Genomic DNA, 22,255 nt, shown 5'->3' with positions numbered 1-22,255 from the left:
AAGCTTCCAAATGCATATTTGGAAGCTTTCTTTTAGTTTAATTGTTTGGTTTATGTTGATTTATGAATAAGTCTTGAATTTTCTGTAAAAAAAGCGCCGTTTCCAGCGCTTTTTTTAAACCAAATATATAATAATAATTAACGAGCATCACAAAAGTAGCATTTATTATCATAAAATGAAATAAAATCTAAATAAATTTTATTTTTTTTTGACATTAATATCTTTTTATCTCAGTTAATAATAATTATACTTAAAATAATTAGTTTAATTTAAGTATTTATAGCTTTATTTTAAAAAATATAGAAATAAATCAGACAAAAATCCTATTTTGAACGAATATTTAAGTCAAATAATGGATAATCTCACTAAAAGCTACTTAAATCACCCCAAAACTTACGATGAAATGTTTTTAAATAGTGACAAATATAGAAGTCACTATGAAAATTTCATTAAAAACTTTTCCCAAGAATCATTAGAAAATCTAAACAAAAAAGAAGAGCTCGCTAGAAAACTTTTTATGAGCCAGGGAATCACCTTTACCGTTTATGATAGTGGTGAAGGAATAGAAAAGATTTTTCCATTTGATATTATACCCCGCATCATCACCTCAACAGAGTGGGCATTCATCGAGAAAGGAATAAAACAGCGTTTGAAGGCTCTGAATTTATTTCTGAAAGATGTGTATAGCAATCAATTTATTATCAAAGATCAGATTGTACCAATCAACGTAATTTACTCATGCCCCCACTTTTTGCGGGAGATGCATCAGCTTAACGTGCCTCACGACATTTATATACATATTGCCGGGATAGACTTAATACGAGACCATGATGGAACATTTTACGTATTGGAGGATAACTTACGTACGCCATCGGGTGTGAGTTACATGCTTGAAAACAGAGAAATTACCAAAAGGCTTTTCCCAGACCTTATTCCTCAGTGTGGTGTTCGTAGCGTTACAGAATATCCGGCTATCCTATATAAAAACCTGATGTCGCTTTCACCCCGAGCCGTTTCTAACCCTACAATTGTTTTGTTAAGCCCTGGCATGTATAATTCTGCCTATTATGAACATACTACCCTAGCCCGTTTAATGGGTGTAGAGTTAGTAGAAGGAAGAGATCTAGTAGTTAAAAATCAAAAGGTTTTTATGAAAACCACAACAGGTTTGCAGCAGGTAGATGTAATCTATCGACGGGTAGATGATGATTACCTTGATCCTTTGGTCTTTAACCCAACAAGCGTACTGGGTGTAGCCGGACTTATGGGTGCGTATCGGAAAGGAAATGTTGCCATTATTAATGCTGTAGGCAATGGTGTTGCAGATGACAAAGCCGTTTACACTTACGTACCAGACATGATCAAATATTACTTAAATGAAGAGCCAATTTTGAAAAACGTACCTACCTTTCAGCTAAGTAACCGCGATGAACTCGACCATGTCTTTGCAAACATTAACCAAATGGTGGTTAAAAAAACCAATGGAAGTGGAGGCTATGGCATGTTAATGGGGCATGCCGCTTCAGAAAAAGAAACTGAAGATTATAAGAAAGAGATTTTAAAAGATCCCAGAAATTTTATTGCCCAACCTACCATTAGCTTATCTTCAGCTCCATGTTTTATTAATGGTCAACTGGCTCCCCGACGAATAGATTTGCGACCATTTGCTTTAAATGGCCCCGATGGCATTTCTATTGTTCCCGGCGGCTTAACCAGGGTAGCATTAAAGGAAGGCTCTTTAGTAGTAAACAGCTCGCAAGGGGGAGGAAGTAAAGACACGTGGGTATTAACATCTTAAATTATACAATATGCTAAGTAGAGTTGCATCAAGCTTATATTGGTTAAGCAGATATGTAGAACGTAGCGATGGTATGCTACGTATGTTAAAAATAAATTATGCATCTTCTCAAGATACCATCCAGGAATTTACCTGGAAGCCAATCATCCGTATCTTTTCTTCTGATGATGAAAACGAGTTATTAAATATTCAGCATGACAGTCGGGCGGTTATTGAGTATTTGCTATTGAATAAAGATAATCCAAACTCAATTTTGAATATCGTAACACTTGCCAGAGAAAACGCAAGAAGTGTGCAAGAACATATCCCAAAAGATTTATGGCAGTGCCTTAATGAATACTACCACACTGTTAAAGACGATAAACTGCTGCGATACGTTAAACAGGATGATCCAATTACGGCCTTAGACTTGCTCATCAAACAGGTAATGCTCTATCATGGAACGGCTGATAGCGCAATGGAACGTGGTGAAAGCAGAAGTTTCATGAAAATTGGTAAACATCTTGAGCGCAGCATTCAATCTGTGGATATCTTGGATATCAAATTTAGTTCCATTAGTACCAACCCTGATCTCCTTACAGACATTGCCTACTGGAAACACCTGCTCCTATCGCTGGGCGGATACGAATTGTATCTAAAAACTTATCGGCAGGGCTTTGATGCCAAAAATATCATTGAACTGGTTATGTTAAATAACGATTTCCCCCGCTCCGCATTGTATTCAATGAATAATATCGAACGTTACTTTGGCCGTTTGAAAAGCGAAAGCAATATAGACCATTACAATAACCTATCCTTCAAAATTGGCAGATTAAAGAGCATGATCACTTATAGTTCTGTGAATACGATGGGCGAAGAACAACTACACCATTATCTAACAGAAATCAGGTCTGAGCTTTTCGGTATTGGAAACTTGCTCAACGAGTATTACTTCGCCAACTCTTAATAAAAAATCTATCCTGATTTTTAAATTTATAACACAAGCATATGCCAATATTTAAAATAAAACACATCACCAACTACAAGTATGAATCTCCTGTTAGGGATAGTGCGAATCAAATCATTCTATTTCCTATTAAGGATGATTTCCAAAAGGTAGTAAAACATGATCTAAACATTTCTGGAAGCCCGGAAATTGAAATATTTATAGACTATTATGGCAATGAAGTTGGAACGTTTACGCAGAATGAGCCACATAGCCAATTGAAAATTTTTTCGAAAGTTAGCGTGGAAACCTTCGCAAAACCTTTGCCGCAAGATGATATGTTTAGCGGTGAGCAATGGAATATTCTAACGTCGATGAAATATGAGGTGCCCTATATTGATTATTTAAACCAAGAATCTTTTGATGGGATTATTGAATTGAAGGAAACGGCTTTGCAACTAAAATCAGAAGAAGATACGCCTTACCAAACAGCAATAAAATATTGCGCTTATGTTTTTAACAATTTCGAATATATCAAAGGCATCACGGCGGTGGATACAACGATCGATGAAATTTTAAAACTCAAAGCTGGTGTTTGCCAAGATTTTGCTCATGTACTTACCGCTATGCTAAGACTCAAAGGCATTCCAGCCCGTTACGTTAGTGGGTATATTTGCCCGAATAGAGATGGAATGCGAGGTGAAGGTGCTACTCATGCCTGGGCCGAAGCTTACCTCCCAGAATATGGATGGCTTGGACTCGACCCGACAAATAACTGCATTGCAAATGAAAAGCATGTTCGTTTGGCAGTAGGTAGAAACTTTGCAGATTGTTCGCCAGTAAAAGGTGTTTACAAAGGAGGTTTTGAACATCTGATGGAAGTAAATGTATCTGTAGGCTACAATGATGAAGACTTTAACGACCATGACAATTATTTCCAGCCTAAAGAAATTAATTATACGCCACCCTCAGGTGCCACAATCTTAGCCAAAAAGCAAAATAGTTACCAACAGTACATGGCGGCCATGCAACAACAACAACAATAATTGGAAAGGCAAACACATACGCATTAAGCAACAAATATCTTCGTCGCCCAGCGGGTTTTGGGCCGATAGATGGCATGCTCAATTATATTTAACATTAAAATCAAACGAAAAATTGAGGGTATGTTAGGCATAGCGGTACCATTTTTTTTTCTAAATTTGCGGCTTTTACAAACAATAATATGATTAAGAGACAGCAAATTAAAGATTTATTAAAATCGACTGCATTTGATACAGAGGTAACTGTTATGGGATGGGTAAGAACTTTCCGTAACAATCAGTTTATTGCGTTAAATGATGGATCTTGTATGGCCAATATCCAGGTTGTTATCGATTTTAATAATTTGCCAGAAGAGCTGTTGAAAAGGATCACAACGGGAGCATCAATCTCTGCTACGGGAAGGTTAATTGAATCACTAGGTAAAGGACAAACAGTTGAAATTAAAGCTCATCAGGTCGAAATTTTGGGTGATAGTGATCCTGAAAAGTTCCCATTGCAACCAAAAAAACATAGCCTGGAGTTCTTACGTGAAATTGCGCACTTGCGTTTTCGCACCAATACCTTCAACGCAGTATTCAAAGTTCGGCATGCTTTGGCATTTGCTATCCACCAATTCTACAATGAAAGGAATTTCGTTTATATGCACACGCCGGTTATTACAGCAAGCGATGCAGAAGGAGCTGGAGAAATGTTTAAAGTTACTACATTAGATTTCGATAATACACCACGCAGTGATGATGGTAAAGTAGATTTCTCTCAGGATTTTTTTGCCCGTGCTACTAATTTAACGGTTTCCGGTCAGTTGGAAGGCGAATTAGCAGCCATGGCATTCGGGAAGATTTACACATTCGGACCAACCTTTAGGGCAGAAAACTCTAATACTACCCGACATTTAGCCGAGTTTTGGATGATTGAGCCAGAGGTAGCTTTTGCCGATCTGGAAGACAATATGCAACTTGCTGAAGACATGATGAAGTATGTGATAAAATATGCTTTAGATAATTGTAGAGAAGAACTGGAATTTTTAAATGGCAGATTAGCCGAAGAAGATAAACAAAAACCTCAAAATGAACGTAGCGAATTTAGTTTGTTAGAAAAGTTAGACTTCTGCTTAGAAAATGAATTTGAAAGGCTAACATATACAGAGGCAATTAGAATTTTAAAGTCTTCCAAACCTAACCAGAAAAAACAGTTTAAATATTTAATTGATGAGTGGGGCGCTGATTTACAAAGTGAGCATGAACGCTATCTGGTAGAAAAACATTTTAAGAAACCTGTGATTTTAACAGACTACCCGGCCGATATTAAATCATTTTACATGCGCCAGAATGAACCAGATGCGGAAGGAAGGCAAACGGTTGCGGCCATGGATATTTTGTTTCCTGGTATTGGAGAGATGATTGGAGGTTCGCAGCGTGAGGAGCGCTTAGATCGGCTTACCAAACGTATGAAAGATATGAATATTCCACAAGATGAATTGTGGTGGTATCTAGACACCCGTCGTTTCGGTTCTGCACCGCATGCGGGTTTTGGCCTGGGCTTTGAGCGCCTGGTGCTTTTCGTTACTGGTATGACAAACATCCGTGACGTGATTGCATTTCCCCGCTTTCCAAAAAACGCAGAATTTTAATCTCCAACATGCAATATGAAGCTTGGAAAACTGCATCAAATAATATGATTTTGATGCAGTTTTTTATGAATGTTTAGTTTTACGAACTGGTCTCACTACCAAAACTTGCACTTAGGAACTTCAACTCGTTATAGCTTTTTAAGAATTTATAACGCAACTCCAACATTTTCTCCTGTGCATCGATTAACTTGTTCTCCCTGGTGTTAATCAGAAATAAGGAGCTTTCGCCATTCTGATATTTCGTTTCTTCTGCTTCGAGTAGGCGGCTATAGTTGCCAATATTTTGTTGGGCAATATTAATCTGGGTTCTATAATTCGTTACCTCATTCACATAACTATTAATTTTTGCATTCAGCTCCTGGCGTTTTAAATCGGTATCTAAACGATTCTGCACTACCTTCGCCTTTGCCTGGCTATAATCTGCTCTCGCCTGTCTTAAAAATATCGGAATTTCTAATTTTAAACCATACTGATAATTATTCTGGAAAAGCGGGAAAAGGTTCGTCTGGTAATTCTCTTTGTTAAAAAAATTATACGTAAAATCAATCTTTGGTAGAAAACTCTGCCATTTTAGTTTACGTTCGCTTTCCAAGATGTTTTGCTTTTGCTGGTAATACACTAATGAAAGATGGGTATTAATGGGCTGTTGGTTAAGTTGTGCGATTAGTGCTCCATAGCTATTATAAGCATCGCTTGCGGTAATTTTTTCGGCTGGTAAAATAGGCTTAGATAATTCAAAAGGTTGCTGCCCGGCTTGCCATAGATAGACAGATAGATCCATTGTAGCCTTCACATACTGCAGATATGCATCTTCTTTCTCTAGTTCGAAGCCACGCAACTGAGACAATGTCTCGGTGGTATCTATAGCAGCCCTCTCGCCGTACTGAAAAGTTTTTAACGTTAGCGCTAACCTTTTTTGATTGATAGCCACGGCTTTTTGTTGCACCTTGTAAAGCTCGTAAAACTTTACCCACTCCCAGTAAGCATTCTCGGCATCTCTAAATAACTCGTTGGTTAATACCTGCTGCTCTGCCGCCGTCATAACTTGAGCAAACTTTGCCTGTTCAAGCAATGCTCTCCGTTTATCGTAAATTAAATTTTTTGCTAAGGGAACCGTCAATCCAAATTGAAAAAGTCCGCCACGTGTATCGCTATTATTTAAGCGTTGGCCATCAATGAAATTATAACTCCCGCTTACTTCAACCCCATACCATGTAGGTATAACCAAACCTGCATTGCTTTGCTCATAATAGTTGGTTCCGTCTATTGTTTTAGCTCCTTGTTTCGCATCAACTATCGGATCAAAATTTCCCCTTGCCTTTAACACTTCAGCCTCAGCAATGTTATTTTGCAGCCTGTATCTAAATGCCAGGGGGTGATATTTTTTTACAATCGACAAAAACTCTGGATGCGATAGCCTCAAGGTATCTTGTGCGGAAACTTGCTCAGCTAGCACACACAACAATACGAATATGATGGTTCTACTTAGCTTTTTCATCTCCTGATTTTGATTTCTCTGAATTTAAACCATAATAATCTGGCGGAAAGCCGTTGATATTTCGCCAAAGTTCGTACCAGATGGGTACGTCATTCAAGATTGCAATTCCTTTCACTCCTGCGCCAATCTTTATTTGTGGCGGCCATGGCTTTTGTCCTTTTTGTTCAATCACCAATGCTTTAAAGAGACCGTTCGTATTGATATTATTTTCAATAGCAATTACCTTACCCGAGAAAGTTCCATAGCTAGAATTAGGCCAACCAGAGAAAACGATCGCAGGAAATCCGTCGAAAATGCACATTACCTTCTGCCCTACTCTTAACAAGGGCAAGTCGACTGGCTTAACGTAAATTTCCACAGCATAGTCTACTTTTTTAGGCACAATTGTGCCAATACTCTCAGTTTCTTTCAAAATTTCTCCGATACCAGCTTTGTTTAATTGGATTACCTGACCGTCTTGTGAAGCCACAACTGAATATAAGCCTTGGCGGGCCTTGTAGTTGGCAGCCTGGTTCTCTAATTTGGCAATTTCTCCGCTACTGCCTTGTATCTGACCCATGCTTAGAAAACGTTCTCCTTCCGTTTTACTAACCTTTTCCATATAATCTTGGATGGTGGCATTCTGCTCTATATTAACGGTAGTAATTTCCTGGCGAGTTTGTGCTAGTTTATTTTCTACTGCAGTTTTTTTAGCCAGCGCATTCTGATAGGAAATGCTCCTTTGCTGGAATTGGGTAAGTGAAACTAAGCCCTCATCGTACATTTTTTTCTGCCTGTTATACTGGTCTTCGCTAAGCTTAAGTTCGTTGTTTACCGCTGCTAACTCGGCAGTTTCGGCCTCAACCTTATTATTCAGTTGGGCAATTTTTACTTTGAGCTGCTCTAATTTTAGTGTTCTTGCAGCATTGATTGCGCCGAGCTGTGTATTGGTGGCGCCAACCTTCGCCTCATAGTAATCCCTTACCCCCTTTTTAGCTGCAACCTGTTCCCTGGTACGCTCAAGTAGCTGAGGATCAAGATAATCTTCCTTCACTTCGGCCAACTGCAAAATGGTGTCACCTTTTTTCACGAAATCTCCGTTTTTGATGTGCCACTTTGTAATCCTACCAGGAATTGGTGAGTTGAGTTGCTGAGGTCGCTGTTCCTGGTAAAGGGTTGTTACATTTCCTCTAACCTGGATGTTTTGGGTCCATGGTAAAAATAGCACCACCACGCAGGATATAATAAAAATGAAAAACCATCGCTTTACGCGAGAATCTTTATGTATGTGATAAATTTTATCGAATGATTTGATATTCATAATCTGGCTAATTTAGGATAGATCGATGGTGATGGTTCCGTCATTAAGTTGGAATTTCCGATCTGCAATTTCAAGCAATTCTCTAGATCTCGAGATGATAATAATTGTACTATTGTTCTTAATCTTCATGAGATAGGCTAACATTTTCCGCTTAAATTCATCATCCATTCCGTAAAGAGGATCTTCCAGCATAATTAATCTGTTTTTACCTAACAAGGCACGTAAAAGCGTAATTTTCTTCTTCCCACTGTATGAAACTTCGGTATCTGTTTCGCTCAACTCCGTGTCAAAGCCATTGCTAAACTGACTGGAAAAAGTTCCTAAACCGATCTGGTCACACAATTCCATTATTTCCTCTGTAGAAATATCGTTTCTACCAAGTAGAATATTTTCCAGCAGCGTCCCTTTAATAATTACCATATCATGGGTATATAGGCCAATCTTGTCCCTAATAGCCATTTTATTTAAGTTTTTAAATGGAATCTTATCATACATAATCACGCCTGAAGTTGCTTCAAAAAATCCAGCCATCACATTTAAAAGCGTGGTTTTACCGGCACCCAAACTCCCTGATATCACATTTATGGTATTAGGCTTTACTTCAAAACTAATGTTCTTTAAAATTGGTTTTTGATCATTAAAAGCGAAATTAACATCTTGCAGACTCACTGCCAGGCCTTCTTGGACTTGTTCCAGAACAATATCTCCAGTTGTTTCCTCACTCAGATCGGTAACCTTATTTAGTTTTACCAATGCAGCTATAACATCGTAATAACTTTCTAAGCTTTTGATAAGGCTTTCGACCGCATTCATGATGGTAAGTACAACAATCTCGGTGGCAATGAAAGCGCCGATGTTAAGTTTTTGGTTAACTAGCAAATAGGTGCCAATCCCTAGCATCACCAAGGTGATAATAACCTTAAATCCGATAATTGCTTTGTATTGAAATTCTAAAACTTTAAAATGCTCTGTTCGGTTTTCCAGGTATTCTACCACACGTTCATCTGTACCAGTAAGATGCATATCGGCATTGGAATTGATCTTGAATGTTTTAATGGCACTGGCCACGTCTTCCAACCAGGACGCCACTTCATACTTCTTATCACTCTCTTCCAAACTGGATCTGATTCCCGAATTCATCGTAAACCTAAAAATAAAGATGACGATGATTACAACCAAAGCTCCAAAAACCAGAAACCAGGGATGATAAAAAGATAGAAGAAGAATCCCGAATGATATTTGTATTAATGCCGTTGGAATATCTAACAATATTTTTGATATGCCCTTTTGTAGGTTTTGAGTATCGAAAAATCTATTCACCAATTCTGGCAAGAAATACTTTTTTGTGGCCGACAGGTTTATTTTCGGTATCTTTTTAGCAAAGGCGATAGAATACTCTACAAAAATCTTTTGTTGAATTTTCTCAATAATTTGCATCACCTTAATTCTGAAAAATCCTGCTAAGAATGTCCCTAAAACTACGAAAGCAATAAGCAAGTATAGCGACGTTACCATAGTGGCGCCCATTACAAAACTTACAATAGCTTGTATCCCCAGGGGAATACTTAATTGTACAAGTCCACTCAAAATTGCATATACGTAGATTGCGGTTACATCTTTCTTTTCTTTAGTGATGTACTTAAACAGTGCAGTGCTGCTTACGGTAAAATCTTTTTCGTGGTACATATTAAGCCGGGCTAATGGTGTAGAATGTTAATCGGGTAAGGTATTTGAGCACATAATCTTTGTGATTCTCCCGCACTTGGTTGTCAGTCAATTTCGGCAAATGCTCGCTAAAAAAATGCTGATCATGGGCGGTTTCAATAAGAGTACTTGCCAACGATTTGGGATATGGAAAATGAGGATCTAATTTTAAAATCACTTCGCTGATGAACAAACAAAGGCTTTTTAACGGCGCAAACATCATTTCACTATTAATTTCATCAACTTCCTTAACCAGGTAGGATTTACTACTTTCAGAAATTACGATATGATGCAATTGGTCTAGGTTATAATTGTGCAAATGTGCATGTGTATCAATGTGGTGGGTAATGATCTCTAAAATCATGATCATTTTTTTGGTAGGATCATTTACCTCTGCCAAACGCATCTTACACACATACTCCACGTAGTTCCAGTACCAATTAAGAATATAAGTGAGCAGCTTATGTTTAGATGTGAAATAACGGTAGATGGTTGGTTCTGTAGAGTTGATCTTGGCGGCCAGTTTCCTAAATGTAAACTGTTCAAATCCAATTTCGAAAATTAGTTCTATTGCATTACTTACAATTGCCTTACCAATCTCGGTTTGTTCTGGATCTCTTAGATACAGGTGTTCATTAAGTTTAAATTTGAGTAATACTTCCATAATTCTGGTAACAACCCAAAAGTATAAAACAATCGCACCAAAATGTATTACTAAAATAGTAATTACAAAATTATTACAAATAATAGTATTACTATCATATAAGTTTGTTAGAACCTAGTTTAAATTGTTTGAATGAATTTAACAACTCTAAAATGTAGCAATTAGTTGATCAGAAGAGATTAAGTAGAAGCCTTGTTATTAGAATCCGATTAGCATGAGGAGATAAATGTAGATCCATAGCCCTCCAATGAAGTGCCAGAAGATTGCAGTTGTTTCCAAGCGCATCACATTTCTAATATCTCTAATGTTTGCTTTTTGTTTATTTAGCGTGTAAACAATCATGATCATGCCTCCAAGTACATGCAACAGATGGATGCAGGTTAGCATAATAATGTATAATTTTAGATTAGCAGTTGCGCCTACTAATTGCAAAATAACTAACCAAGAATACAATTGCAACATAAAAAATAAGGCACCTAATGAAAGGGTAATCCACAGCCAATATCTTTGCCGCTCGAAATTCAAGCGTTTTTCTGCATTTACACCAGCATTCATACTGTAACTGCTTGCAATTATAAAGCAGGAACTTATTGCAAAAGAGATGGGTAAATTTATCCTGTTTTCGAAAGTGAAGATAATGGCTCCAAAAATGCTAAAGAGTACCGCAGAGGCTAAAATGACTAGCCAAATCAAGAATTTTTTAGCTTTAAGATTTTGGACTTCTTTTTCCTTAAAGTGCATATTGGAGAAAGCTGATTGTCTGTTATGCAGAGCGAAGCGCAACATTCATGTAGAACAAGCACTTTTACTGTCGGGATGAGAAGATTCGAACTTCCGACCTCCAGCACCCCATGCTGGCGCGATACCTGGCTACGCTACATCCCGATAAAAGTAATTTCACGAAGATAATATGGAAAAGCTATATCCACAATATCTTCATGAAATTTTATTATCATTAATTAGAACCATTACGTCCCTTTATCATATTTGTAACTACGGTTGGCCCCCACCACCCATAGCGCCATAAACCTGGCCTGTAGAGTAGCTCGCTCCATTATCTGCTAGTTGCACATAAATCGAGGCCAATTCTGCTGGCTGACCTGGTCTGCCCATTGGCGTAGCTTCTCCAAACGTGGTCAATTTTTCATTTGTTGCGCCCCCACCAACTTGTAGAGGTGTCCAGATCGGGCCTGGAGCCACACCATTTACCCTTACACCCTTTGGCGCCAAAGATTTTGCCAATGACCTTACCGTACTGGTGTTTGCGGCTTTTGTTTGTGCGTAATCGAAAAGCTCTGGGGATGGATCTGTTGCCTGCTCGGATGTGGTGATGATAATGCTGGAACCAGGTTTCAAATGGGGTATTGATGCCTTTAGCAGCCAAAAAGGAGCGTAAATATTTGTTTTCATCGTGGCGTCAAAATCCTCAGTGCTGATTTCTAATATCGATGGCTTGGTTTGTTGTCTGGCAGCATTGCTCACCACAATATCAAGCCCGCCTAATTTTTTTACACTGTCTGCTACCAATTGCTTGGTAAATGATTCTTCTCTTAAATCACCAGGTATGGCATAACCTTTTCTACCCGCTTTCGTAATCCATTCAATTACTTCCTTAGCGTCTGACTCCTCTGCCGGCAGATAGTTAATTACCACATCAGCACCTTCGCGGGCGAATGCTATTGCAGCTGCACGTCCCATTCCAGAATCTCCTCCTGTAATTAACGCTTTCCTACCATTCAGCCTTCCCGATCCTTTGTAGCTTTCTTCACCATGGTCTGGGCGTGGATCCATTTTGCTCGCTAAACCTGGAAACGGTTGTTGTTGTGCTTTAAATGGTGGCCTCGGATACTTAGTAGTTGGATCTTCGAGTGCGGCCACGGATGCGTGTCCCATCGTCATGCCTTCTGCACCGAAAGCCGGGGATATAGCTAAACCGGCAATGCCAGCGCCAAGACCAGCTACGGCTTGTCGCCTTGTGATGTTATCATTGTTTTTCATGGTAATATGTTTTAATAATACTACAACAAATAATAGAAAAATGTTTAGTGCAGTATTGTAACGGCTAAGTGATAAAGTCTTTCTGATGGAGCTGTTGTGAAAGTATGGTAGTTTCAGAAATGTAAAAATCTATAAAACTGATGCGATTGCTGATAAAGAAGTGCGTGAATAATTTCGGAGCAAGCCAATTTGTATAAATTATCCTTCTAGAAGTTATAATACAATCAGATAGTTAACACAATACACGCACAGTAGTTAAAGCATCATAAAAATCATAATAATTTTAGTATTACAAGCTTTATCTAATATTTTTTACATTACATTTGGTTGTCCTTAAATACCTCCTCCAATGCTTTACAACTGCATAATTGTTGATGACAACGAAATAGAAAGAGATGCAATTGAAATGCATTTGAAAAAAATCCCATCATTAGCAATTGTTGCCAAATGTGCCAGCGGGTTGGATGCACTGCAGGTGTTGTCTACCACACAAATAGACATTGTCTTCTCTGATATTGATATGCCAGATCTATCAGGAATCGAATTGTCTAAAAGCATAAAAACTCAACCACTTTTTATCTTTATTACCTCTTATAGTCAGTATGCCGCCGAGTGTTACAACATAGATGCTATAGATTTTATCATAAAACCTGCAACATTTGAGCGTGCTGTAAAAGCAACCAATAAAGCTGTAGAGTATTTGGAACTCAAAAAAATAGCGCACAGTATCTCGCCACAAGATATTAAAAATGAAATTGGCGATAATGACTATTTTTTCTTCAAGGAAACCAAGGGGATTACTAAGTTGAAATACAGCGATGTAATTTATATAGAAAGTATGGGTGACTTCTCAAAATTATACACCCACACAGATAAGCACGTGATACTGGTTAGTTTGAAAAATCTGGAAAAGCAACTTCCTAAAACAATTTTTGCGAGGGTGCATAAACAATACATTATCAATACCAATCATATTGCTACCATAACGAACCATGAGGTGCAATTAAAATACAATTTCGTGGTGCCGATAAGTGCCTCTAATCGCCAAGAACTACTAGAGAGTGCTGTAGATAAAAAAATGCTATCAAGGTTTACAAAATAACCCAGCCGATTACTTCGGCAATAAAATCTTAAAAGTAGTTCCCTGAGGTGTATTGTTAGATGCGCTAATGGTGCCATCCATTAATGCAACAAACGTCCGGCATAACATCAATCCTAAACCGGTGCCCTTTTCTTTATCTGTACCAGGCGTACTCATTCCTACACCGAGGTAGCCAGAACTATTAAAATGGTTTAGCTGGTCTGGTTTCAACCCTAAACCATCATCTGCTACAATGATCGCAACATCATCTAGGAAATCTTGTACGGATATGGTGATATTTCCTCCATGGGCGGTAAATTTTACCGCATTACTGATCAAATTCCGCATCACTAAGGTTATCATATTTTCATCAGCCTTACAAACCTTATCAACCGACACATTGTTGTGAATGACTATGTCCTTCAAATCTGCATGATGCTGAACAGATAAGATTACCTCTTCAATAACTTTAGAGATTTCTAAACGCTCGAGATATGGATTAAAGCCCTGCATCTGGCTGGCAGCCCAATTTAGGAGATTTTCCATCATGGATGACGTATAAGTGAGATTATTTTTTAAAGTAGCGGCATATCGTGTAAGTTTATCCTGATCGATATTCCCACCCTCCAACAACTGTATGAAAGAGATAAGCGAATTAACCGGCGTTCTCATGTCATGACTCACAACACTAAAAATTCTATCCTTTACCTTACTAAGTTGTTCCAATTCTCTCTTTTGCTGATTGATTACCTTATTTAACCGCATTACACGTCGTTGGCTAAAAAAAACAAGAATAGCAATCAATAACATTAAGCCTACCGCAATTATTAAAAAAAACCTTACCCTCCAATCGAATTTTATTTGCTGTTCTTGTTTTGTAATTTGCTTATCACGCAACGACGTTTCATACTTTGCCTGCAATTTTGCTCGCTCAAAATTGCTGCTTTGTGTTTCCTTATCAATTTCTAAATCCAGCTGTTTTTTTAAAAATGTAAGGCGTTGCAGACTTTTTTCTTTGTCGCTCAAAGCCAACTGTTGTTTCCTTAAAAACAATTGCTGTTGCTGTTGCTTCGCCAATAATACCTGTTTCTGCAGTTCTACACTGGTTATTCTTTGTTTGAATAAATAGTCTTTCTCTTTAATACCAAAATCAATTTGCATTTGCCTTTTGGTGATTTCTCGTTCCTTATCTACATTAAAAATCTGACCCTTGGTTTCAACATAAGCCTTATAATATGATAAAGACTTATCATAATTCTTCAATCTTTCGAAAATATCACTCAAACCCAATGCAGCATTTTTTTTGTCTTCTAGCAGGTTATTATTGCTTGCAATTTGGAAGCAGTTGCTTAGAAATAAGATGGCATTCTCGAAATCGTTTCCTTTTTGATAATATGAACCTAATGCAAGGAGCGTGCTTGTGTAGTTAACCTTATCATCCAAAGGTTCGCTTAATTGAATTGCCTTTTTGTATGCACTCAAGGCAAGCTCCCTATTACCCATTTCAGCATATACATCACCGAGTAACTTGGTTGAAGATGCAATGATGGCTTCATCATTAAGAACTTCAGCAGATTTAAGTGATTTCTGAAAATATTCTTGAGCCAAGGTAAGCCTATCACTAACGCTCGTACCCATTTTCCCGAGCTCCGCGGCATCAGCATTTAAGTAAGCCAAACCAATATATTCATTTACAACTGCAACACCCCTGGCATTCTGGCCTTCCTTCAAAAATACCTTGAGAGCCATTTTTAAATAAACTAAAGATTGACTTTCATTACCTAAATCCTGATAAATACTTGCCAGGTTGGTATAGCAGCTTGCTAAGTCTTCTTCGTTATTCATTTTTTCGTAAATGGCTATGGCCTGCTGATTCACTTCCAAACATTTAGCGTAATCAGGAATAGCACTATACATTGCACCTAAATTAAGATATGTTCCACCAATCATATCCAAGTTATTTGAAAGTGAAAATTCTGCTATGGCTTTGTAGTAATTTTCTTCCGCTTTCGCAAAAGATGTTCTACCATGATGAAACATGGCCATTCTATAGTAAGCAAGACCCGATAAATTTCTCAATTTTAATTTTTGTGCCAGAACGACAGTTTTGTTGACGTACTCATCGGCGTTATCGCTATCTCTGAGTTGTAGATATTGCCGATAAATTGCTGTAAGTATAGTTGCCTTGACCGAATCCTGGCCTGGGTGCTTCTGGTTTACAATTAAAAGGCTATCAAGCGTTTGCCTTGCAACTTTCGTTTGACCGTAAGCAACTTGAGAAAATAATAAAATTAAAGAAAAAAGAAAACAGGGAGCAATCCTCCTAAAGAAATTTAGGAATAGACCAAAGCATACATTGATATTTTTAAACCTAAGGGACAAGTTTAGCTAGTTGGATAATAAGGAATTTAGGCACAGGGAGGTATAGGGCATGTAACGGGCGTTAATACGGCTATTATAATAAGGATGAAATTTCCATGAAGATAAACCATTTTAATAGATTTCAATTAAAAAAATGATTTATTGTGCCAAGAAAAATTGTATTTGAATCGGTATGTAATTAAAAAATTGGCGGGAATTGATTCGGGTGTGCTTCATGCATCATTCCACAAATCGTTTCTATAATATCATCTACTGAAGGTTTACTAAAATAATCGCCATCTGAACCAAATGGAGGTCTGTGCGGTTTCGCGGACAACGTTTTCGGTTTACCATCCAGCGTGAAATAGCCGTCCTGATCTTCTAACACTTTTTGTAAAATATATGCTGAGCCACCTCCGGGCACATCTTCATCTACGATAAGTAATTTATTGGTTTTTGCTAAGGAAGCTGCACATACTTTTTCGGTATCAAAAGGCAATAATGTTTGAGGATCGATGATTTCAACAGAAATACCCATAGTTGCCAGTTCCTCAGCCGCTTCTTGCACCAGGCGTATGCATGAGCCATAAGAAATCACGGTGATATCCTTACCATCTTCTATTACTTCGGCCTTGCCTAATGGAACGGTAAAATCCCCCACATTATTAGGAAGTCTCTCTTTCAGTCGGTAGCCGTTTAAACACTCAATTACCACCGCCGGTTCATCTGCTCTAAACAAGGTATTGTACATACCTGCGGCTTGGGTCATGTTTCTGGGCACACACAAATGCATACCACGCAAAGAACCCAACAACATACTTATTGGTGAGCCTGAATGCCAGATGCCCTCTAGACGATGACCCCTGGTACGCACCACAACGGGCGCTTTCTGAATTCCTTTGGTACGGTACGAAAGAGAAGCTAAATCATCACTCAATACGTTCAACGCAAAAATAAGGTAATCTAAATATTGAATTTCTGCGATTGGCTTCAAGCCACGCATGGCCAGGCCAATGCCTTGACCCATGATAGTCATTTCCCTAATTCCGGTATCGGTAATTCTAAGTTCTCCAAATTTAGCCTGCAGACCCGCAAAACCTTGATTAACATCACCAATATTTCCTAAATCTTCGCCAAAAGCTACCAAGCGTTGGTCGCGGGCAAAGTTTTCATTGAAACAGGCATTTAACACTTCTCTACCATCAACCATCTTAGAGAAATCATCATATATCGGCGCTACCACAGGAATATTGCCAGGTCGATCGATACCGTTGGTGTGGAGTTTAGAATTGTACCTGTCTATTGTTAACTCTTCCTGATTTTTATACCAGGTAAGCAAATCCGTGCGTTCAGCAGAATTAGATTTTGCAGAAATTCGAATGGCTTTTCTTGCTGCCATAAATACTTCGCGACGCTGTGCATCGGCAGTTGATGCGAGTTGAGCTGCAATTTTAGATAACTCTGGCTGGTGCTTAGCTAAGCCATTAATTAAATCTACCACTTGTTTTTGCTCTGGCTTGATGCTATCCAGAAATTCGTTCCAAGCTTCTTTTTGTGCATTTCTCACAAAAGCTTTAGCTTCATTTTCGATTTCAACAATCTCATCTTCTGTAGCTACTGCCGAATCGAGCATCCATTCACGCATCTTTAGGATGCAATCATGCTCATTTTCCCATGATAATCGATCCTTGGATTTATAGCGTTCGTGAGATCCAGATGTTGAATGGCCTTGTGGCTGCGTTAATTCAATAACGTGGATAAGGACAGGAACGTGCTCATCTCTACATACCTGGATAGCCTTCTCGTATACCTCGCAAAGGGCAGGATAATCCCAACCTTTAACTTTATAAATTTCGTAACCTGGCTGACCTTCTTCTCTTTGAAACCCTTTAAGAACTTCGGATATATCTTCCTTGGTAGTCTGATATTTTGCCGGGACGGAGATGCCGTAAGCATCGTCCCAGATGGAGATTGCCATGGGTACCTGCAATACTCCCGCAGCATTGATAGATTCAAAAAACACACCTTCAGATGTAGATGCATTGCCAATAGTGCCAAAAGCGACCTCGTTCCCGTTTACCGAAAAGTGTTTAAGATAATCCAATTCATGGTTATTTCTAAACAATTTAGAAGCATATGCCAAGCCTACCAAACGAGCCATTTGGCCGCCGGTTGGCGAGATATCTGATGAACAATTCTTGAGCTGTGTTAGATCGTTCCAGCTGCCATCCTCGTTGATCGATTTCGTGGCGAAGTGGCAATTCATTTGCCTGCCACCAGAAAAAGGATCGGCGCCAGTAGTGGGGTTGGCATATAGTTGTGCAAAAAACTCTTTTATAGTAGATATGCCTGCAGCGAACGCAAATGTTTGATCGCGATAATAGCCTGATCTCCAATCGCCTTTCTTAAAGGCCTTGGCCATGGCAATTTGAGGAACTTCTTTACCATCGCCAAAAATTCCAAATTTAGCCTTTCCTGTTAACACTTCCCTCCGCCCTAAAATACTAGCTTGCCTGCTTTCGAAGGCTATTTTATAATCGTTAAGTACAATAGATTTAAAATCGTTGAAACTAAGCTCGGAAGTATCAATAGAATTGGTTATAAACTTTTCATTTGGCATCATAAGCAAATATTGGTTGCGGCAAATATAAACAAAATAAAAAGTTTGCCTTTAAGTTGGAATGTAAAATTATATATGGAATTGGAAAATATAATTGGAATAGTTTTTGTTTTAGATAGAAAACATTAAATTTGTTTTAGTAATTTTTTGATAAAATATATCACACATCTCATGAAAAAGATCTTAGTATTATTCGCTTTCGTTTTAGGCTTTGGTGTTGTTGCGAATGCACAATCTAAACCAGCTGAATTTAAATTTGAATCGGAAACTCACGATTTTGGTAAAATCCCAATGGGTAAGCCCGTAACCTTCGATTTTAAATACACTAACGTTGGCGAAGAGCCATTAATTATCACAAAAGCAGAAGCAAGCTGTGGCTGTACGGTTCCCAAATATACCACTACCCCTATTAAAAAGGGTGAATCAGGTGTAATCTCTGTAACCTTTAATGCAGCAGCTGGTCCATCAGCTTTTTCAAAAGCGGTAACCGTTACTTCAAATGCTAAAACGCCTATTAAAGTACTTTATATCAAAGGCGAAACCATCACTTCAGCAACGTCTAAGTAATATTTTAATTAAACATATTCAAAGTCCCGATTTTCATCGGGACTTTTTTATTTTTGCACCATGCCAAAAATTTCACAAAAGGGAATGCAAATGCCTGCTTCTCCAATCAGAAAACTAACGCCTTACGCCGATAAAGCTAAAAAAGAGGGTAAAAAAGTATATCACCTCAACATTGGGCAGCCCGACATCGAAACACCCGAGGGTATGCTTAATGCCATTAAAAATATCGATTTCAATGTTTGGGCGTACACCCAATCTGAAGGTACATTAGCCTACCGTACAAAATTAGCCGAATACTACAATAAACTAGGTTATAACATTACCGAAGAAGATATATTGGTAACTGTTGGAGGCTCCGAAGCCATTACAATTGCCATGCAAACCTGCGTTAATGAAGGAGACGAAATAATTATCCCAGAACCTTTTTACGCCAATTATAACGGTTTTGCCTGCATGAGCAATGTAGTAGTTAAACCAATTTTATCATTTATTGAAAATGGATTTGCCTTACCTCCAATTGCTGAATTCGAAAAATTAATCACCGAAAAAACTAAAGCGATAATTATTTGCAACCCAAACAATCCTACAGGTTATCTTTATTCTAGAGAAGAGCTGGAAGCGTTAAAAATGCTTTGCAAGAAGTATGATCTTTTTTTGTTTTCTGATGAAGCCTATAGGGAATTTTGCTATGACGGACGGGAGTTTATATCGCCAATGCATTTGGATGGCCTGGATGAAAATGTAGTGATTATGGATACGGTTTCCAAACGCTATAGTGCTTGTGGTGCAAGATTGGGATGTTTAATCACTAAAAATAAAGCAGTTATTGCATCGGGATTGAAGTTTGCACAGGCCAGGTTAAGTCCAGGCATGGTGGAGCAGATAGCTGGTGCCGCAGCAGTGGATACACCAGACAGCTATTTCGAAAAGGTAAATACTGAATATACGTTACGTAGAGATACCTTGGTGGGCAGGCTGAATAGTATTGAAGGCGTTTTCTGTCCGAATCCAGGTGGTGCATTCTATGTGGTCGCTAAATTTCCTATTGATGACGCCGACTATTTTTGCCAATGGATGCTGGAAGAATTTTCCTATGAAAACCAAACCATCATGATGGCGCCAGCAACAGGATTTTATTCTACACCAGGTTCTGGAAAACAGGAAGTTAGAATGGCTTACGTTTTAAACACTGCCGATTTGAATGCCGCAATGGATTGTTTAGCAATTGCCTTAAAACAATATCCAGGGAGAACCATTTAAACCGAAAAATTAAAATCATTAATGCCAAATATAGGCGGAGACCTATTATTTGGCATTTTCTTTGTACCTTTACCCCTCGGTTGGATAACCATAACTAATTTAACATGGGGCCGTTCTTGGATTTGACAGGGTGGCGAAGGTTATGTTAGCATGCAGTGCGTTGTTCGGAGAGCACTTAAAGTGAACGATCACATTTTGATTGGCGAAAATACTTACGCCTTAGCTGCCTAGTTTAGAACTAGCTAGCTTTTGTCCCTCTAACTGCTGCATTGTTGGGTTAGAATCTGGGGCATCGAAACAACAAAGCTGGCCTTAAAGAGATGCGATTTAAGGTGAGATCAAGTATCTAAGGTTATAAACAAGGTCGGTTTCCAGCCCGTTTATCTCCCTAAAATTAATTGGAAAATAAGCATGTAGAAGGTATAATTTATCTCACAACTGGACAAGGGTTCGACTCCCTTCGGCTCCACAAATTTTACAACTATTAGCCACTTATTACCACAATAAGTGGCTTTTTTATTGCTAAAACATAGATTGCTAATATTTTTAGCAGTATATTCGTTAAATAATAGTACAAAAATCGAACACCATATTGACACCAAGTAAAATATTTACCGAACACCATGAACGCTAGCATTCGGCTCCACTTCACTTCTAAAATACAGCAATAAAGAACATCCAATAGTTCGTTTGATGTTTTTATTCCGCGGTGTAACTTTAGTATGTATAGCAGAAGCAGGAACACTTTCGTATCAGTCCCGAATTGGAAGAATGTTGAACGCAGTCCAGACTTAGCCATTGCTATCAACATGATGCATCATATGATAATGTATTTAGGGAGATTTTCAGCGAATCATTCTATTATTGAAGGCATCATGTATCGAACCGTCCGATTGTTCACCTAATATCATATAAACTACTCCAATCTGCTTTCGTATATAGTTCCAGAAAAGATAAGGTTAATATCCGGTACGAGATCCGCCTCTGATTTTATGTTTAGACGAATAAGCTGGACAGATTTGCTGAGCGCAAGATGACAACATCGACACCAATAGTATTGCTGCAATAATTTTTTTCATAACGCAAATTTCTTGAATATCTAATATTTGGTAAATAGTCTTTTAGGACTATCGCATATGCCTATCAATGTGGCAGTTCGGAAGTTTAGGCTAAGGTATACTGGAAATCGTATCTCATAATGAAGGCGCTTTTTCGTTGTCTGATATTAATTGATAATGCGTTAGCGAATAATGTCTGGCTGCTGAACTAAACACTCATTCAGCGAATACGCTTTTCGCTCAGACTTTTTTATTAATAGTCTTTTTAGTAAGCGAAACTGAAGTTGGGTTAATAAATTTAATAACTTTTGGTCAATCGAAAAAGCCAGACATTTCTGCCTGGCTCGTATCAAATTATTTTTGCCTTGTGATATGAAGGTTGTACGTCTCATGAATTAATTCATCAATGCGCAATAGCGATAAAATTACTCTTGGTGGAACTTCTTCGCCTACATTCCACTTCCAATAGACGTGATCTGGAACATGCTCAAAGTTTATAACCTGGTTACCAGATCGAAGCTTCCAGTAGTAGATAGTACCACCAATTGGTTGTTTATCATCAAGCACAAAAGTTTTAGTCTTTACATCTTCAACACTCACATGATCGGTTTCAAAATCAGATAATTTTAGTTTTTGTTCATGCTGTTTGGCTTTAATCCCTTTGGGTAAATAGAGGCCAGCAACTAATGAAATGGGTAATATAACTATCAGAAGGGCGATTAAGAGGTGTTTTAGTTTCATTGTTTG

16 protein-coding genes, 1 tRNA gene and 1 other RNA gene are annotated in these 22,255 nt (G+C 38.2%); 8 read left to right on the top strand and 10 right to left on the bottom strand.

Annotated features, from left to right (window positions below):
* Positions 1-352: 352 nt before the first annotated feature.
* The 4 genes from OQ268_RS06540 (at position 353) to asnS (ending at position 5,397) form a co-directional block, all read left to right on the top strand.
* A complete protein-coding gene (locus OQ268_RS06540) occupies positions 353-1,798 on the top strand; it encodes a circularly permuted type 2 ATP-grasp protein (protein WP_265855312.1) in 1,446 nt (481 codons plus the stop codon).
* Between the two features lie 10 nt (positions 1,799-1,808).
* Positions 1,809-2,744 carry an alpha-E domain-containing protein gene (locus tag OQ268_RS06535; RefSeq protein WP_265855311.1) on the top strand — a complete coding sequence of 312 codons (936 nt, stop codon included), beginning with the start codon at positions 1,809-1,811 and terminating at the stop codon, positions 2,742-2,744.
* Between the two features lie 41 nt (positions 2,745-2,785).
* A complete protein-coding gene (locus tag OQ268_RS06530) occupies positions 2,786-3,769 on the top strand; it encodes a transglutaminase family protein (protein WP_265855310.1) in 984 nt (327 codons plus the stop codon).
* Positions 3,770-3,948: 179 nt separating this feature from the next.
* On the top strand, positions 3,949-5,397 hold the full coding sequence (gene asnS / locus OQ268_RS06525; protein ID WP_265855309.1) for an asparagine--tRNA ligase: 1,449 nt from the start codon (positions 3,949-3,951) through the stop codon (positions 5,395-5,397).
* A 79-nt stretch (positions 5,398-5,476) separates the two neighbouring features.
* On the opposite strand, the gene OQ268_RS06520 is transcribed toward asnS, so the two are convergent.
* The 7 genes from OQ268_RS06520 to OQ268_RS06490 all read right to left on the bottom strand — a co-directional run bounded on the left by OQ268_RS06520 (position 5,477) and on the right by OQ268_RS06490 (position 12,561).
* Positions 5,477-6,895 carry a TolC family protein gene (locus OQ268_RS06520; RefSeq protein ID WP_265855308.1) on the bottom strand — a complete coding sequence of 473 codons (1,419 nt, stop codon included), beginning with the start codon at positions 6,893-6,895 and terminating at the stop codon, positions 5,477-5,479.
* The gene (locus OQ268_RS06515) at positions 6,879-8,195 is read right to left on the bottom strand and encodes an HlyD family secretion protein (protein ID WP_265855307.1); all 1,317 of its coding nucleotides are present in this window, start codon (positions 8,193-8,195) and stop codon (positions 6,879-6,881) included. Before OQ268_RS06515 ends, OQ268_RS06520 begins: the two co-directional genes overlap by 17 nt.
* A gap of 12 nt (positions 8,196-8,207) precedes the next feature.
* Positions 8,208-9,881, bottom strand: coding sequence for a peptidase domain-containing ABC transporter (locus OQ268_RS06510; protein ID WP_265855306.1), 1,674 nt, complete (start codon positions 9,879-9,881; stop codon positions 8,208-8,210).
* Position 9,882: 1 nt separating this feature from the next.
* Positions 9,883-10,563: a TetR/AcrR family transcriptional regulator gene (locus OQ268_RS06505; protein ID WP_265855305.1), complete on the bottom strand. Its 681-nt coding sequence runs from the start codon at positions 10,561-10,563 to the stop codon at positions 9,883-9,885.
* Positions 10,564-10,761: 198 nt separating this feature from the next.
* Positions 10,762-11,256, bottom strand: a complete 495-nt coding sequence (locus OQ268_RS06500; protein WP_265855304.1) for a cytochrome c oxidase subunit 3 — start codon at positions 11,254-11,256, stop codon at positions 10,762-10,764.
* 118 nt (positions 11,257-11,374) lie between these two features.
* Positions 11,375-11,448: transfer RNA gene (locus OQ268_RS06495), tRNA-Pro, on the bottom strand.
* Between the two features lie 108 nt (positions 11,449-11,556).
* Positions 11,557-12,561, bottom strand: a complete 1,005-nt coding sequence (locus tag OQ268_RS06490; RefSeq protein ID WP_265855303.1) for an SDR family oxidoreductase — start codon at positions 12,559-12,561, stop codon at positions 11,557-11,559.
* A gap of 349 nt (positions 12,562-12,910) precedes the next feature.
* Here OQ268_RS06490 and OQ268_RS06485 point away from each other — a divergent pair, with 349 nt between their 5' ends.
* Positions 12,911-13,663 carry a LytR/AlgR family response regulator transcription factor gene (locus tag OQ268_RS06485; RefSeq protein WP_265855302.1) on the top strand — a complete coding sequence of 251 codons (753 nt, stop codon included), beginning with the start codon at positions 12,911-12,913 and terminating at the stop codon, positions 13,661-13,663.
* Positions 13,664-13,672: 9 nt separating this feature from the next.
* Here the strand turns inward: OQ268_RS06485 and OQ268_RS06480 are convergent, their stop codons facing one another.
* Together OQ268_RS06480 and OQ268_RS06475 are read right to left on the bottom strand one after the other, a co-directional pair.
* On the bottom strand, positions 13,673-15,721 hold the full coding sequence (locus OQ268_RS06480; protein ID WP_265855301.1) for a tetratricopeptide repeat-containing sensor histidine kinase: 2,049 nt from the start codon (positions 15,719-15,721) through the stop codon (positions 13,673-13,675).
* A gap of 481 nt (positions 15,722-16,202) precedes the next feature.
* Complete coding sequence (locus OQ268_RS06475) at positions 16,203-18,626, bottom strand: alpha-ketoacid dehydrogenase subunit alpha/beta (RefSeq protein WP_265855300.1); 2,424 nt, start codon at positions 18,624-18,626, stop codon at positions 16,203-16,205.
* A 168-nt stretch (positions 18,627-18,794) separates the two neighbouring features.
* Here OQ268_RS06475 and OQ268_RS06470 point away from each other — a divergent pair, with 168 nt between their 5' ends.
* The 3 genes from OQ268_RS06470 to ssrA all read left to right on the top strand — a co-directional run bounded on the left by OQ268_RS06470 (position 18,795) and on the right by ssrA (position 20,922).
* Positions 18,795-19,190: a DUF1573 domain-containing protein gene (locus tag OQ268_RS06470; RefSeq protein WP_265855299.1), complete on the top strand. Its 396-nt coding sequence runs from the start codon at positions 18,795-18,797 to the stop codon at positions 19,188-19,190.
* A 60-nt stretch (positions 19,191-19,250) separates the two neighbouring features.
* Positions 19,251-20,450 (top strand): pyridoxal phosphate-dependent aminotransferase, encoded by a 1,200-nt coding sequence (locus tag OQ268_RS06465; protein ID WP_265855298.1) that lies wholly within the window; start codon positions 19,251-19,253, stop codon positions 20,448-20,450.
* A gap of 106 nt (positions 20,451-20,556) precedes the next feature.
* Positions 20,557-20,922: a transfer-messenger RNA gene (gene ssrA / locus OQ268_RS06460) on the top strand.
* 940 nt (positions 20,923-21,862) lie between these two features.
* On the opposite strand, the gene OQ268_RS06455 is transcribed toward ssrA, so the two are convergent.
* Entirely contained in the window at positions 21,863-22,249 is a 387-nt protein-coding gene (locus OQ268_RS06455; RefSeq protein ID WP_265855297.1) for a hypothetical protein, read from the bottom strand.
* Between the last annotated feature and the right edge of the window lie 6 nt (positions 22,250-22,255).

This window comes from Pedobacter sandarakinus (assembly GCF_026240095.1).
In the GTDB taxonomy this organism is placed as follows: Bacteria; Bacteroidota; Bacteroidia; order Sphingobacteriales; family Sphingobacteriaceae; genus Pedobacter; species Pedobacter sandarakinus.
Note: the sequence above shows the minus strand (reverse complement) of the source record. Positions and strands in the feature narration are given on the sequence as shown.

Coding starts and splice junctions, on each gene's coding strand:
- OQ268_RS06540 (WP_265855312.1), top strand. CDS start 353: ATGGATAATCTCACTAAAAGCTACTTAAATCACCCCAAAACTTACGAT.
- OQ268_RS06535 (WP_265855311.1), top strand. CDS start 1,809: ATGCTAAGTAGAGTTGCATCAAGCTTATATTGGTTAAGCAGATATGTA.
- OQ268_RS06530 (WP_265855310.1), top strand. CDS start 2,786: ATGCCAATATTTAAAATAAAACACATCACCAACTACAAGTATGAATCT.
- asnS (WP_265855309.1), top strand. CDS start 3,949: ATGATTAAGAGACAGCAAATTAAAGATTTATTAAAATCGACTGCATTT.
- OQ268_RS06520 (WP_265855308.1), bottom strand. CDS start 6,895: ATGAAAAAGCTAAGTAGAACCATCATATTCGTATTGTTGTGTGTGCTA.
- OQ268_RS06515 (WP_265855307.1), bottom strand. CDS start 8,195: ATGAATATCAAATCATTCGATAAAATTTATCACATACATAAAGATTCT.
- OQ268_RS06510 (WP_265855306.1), bottom strand. CDS start 9,881: ATGTACCACGAAAAAGATTTTACCGTAAGCAGCACTGCACTGTTTAAG.
- OQ268_RS06505 (WP_265855305.1), bottom strand. CDS start 10,563: ATGGAAGTATTACTCAAATTTAAACTTAATGAACACCTGTATCTAAGA.
- OQ268_RS06490 (WP_265855303.1), bottom strand. CDS start 12,561: ATGAAAAACAATGATAACATCACAAGGCGACAAGCCGTAGCTGGTCTT.
- OQ268_RS06485 (WP_265855302.1), top strand. CDS start 12,911: ATGCTTTACAACTGCATAATTGTTGATGACAACGAAATAGAAAGAGAT.
- OQ268_RS06475 (WP_265855300.1), bottom strand. CDS start 18,626: ATGATGCCAAATGAAAAGTTTATAACCAATTCTATTGATACTTCCGAG.
- OQ268_RS06470 (WP_265855299.1), top strand. CDS start 18,795: ATGAAAAAGATCTTAGTATTATTCGCTTTCGTTTTAGGCTTTGGTGTT.
- OQ268_RS06465 (WP_265855298.1), top strand. CDS start 19,251: ATGCCAAAAATTTCACAAAAGGGAATGCAAATGCCTGCTTCTCCAATC.
- OQ268_RS06455 (WP_265855297.1), bottom strand. CDS start 22,249: ATGAAACTAAAACACCTCTTAATCGCCCTTCTGATAGTTATATTACCC.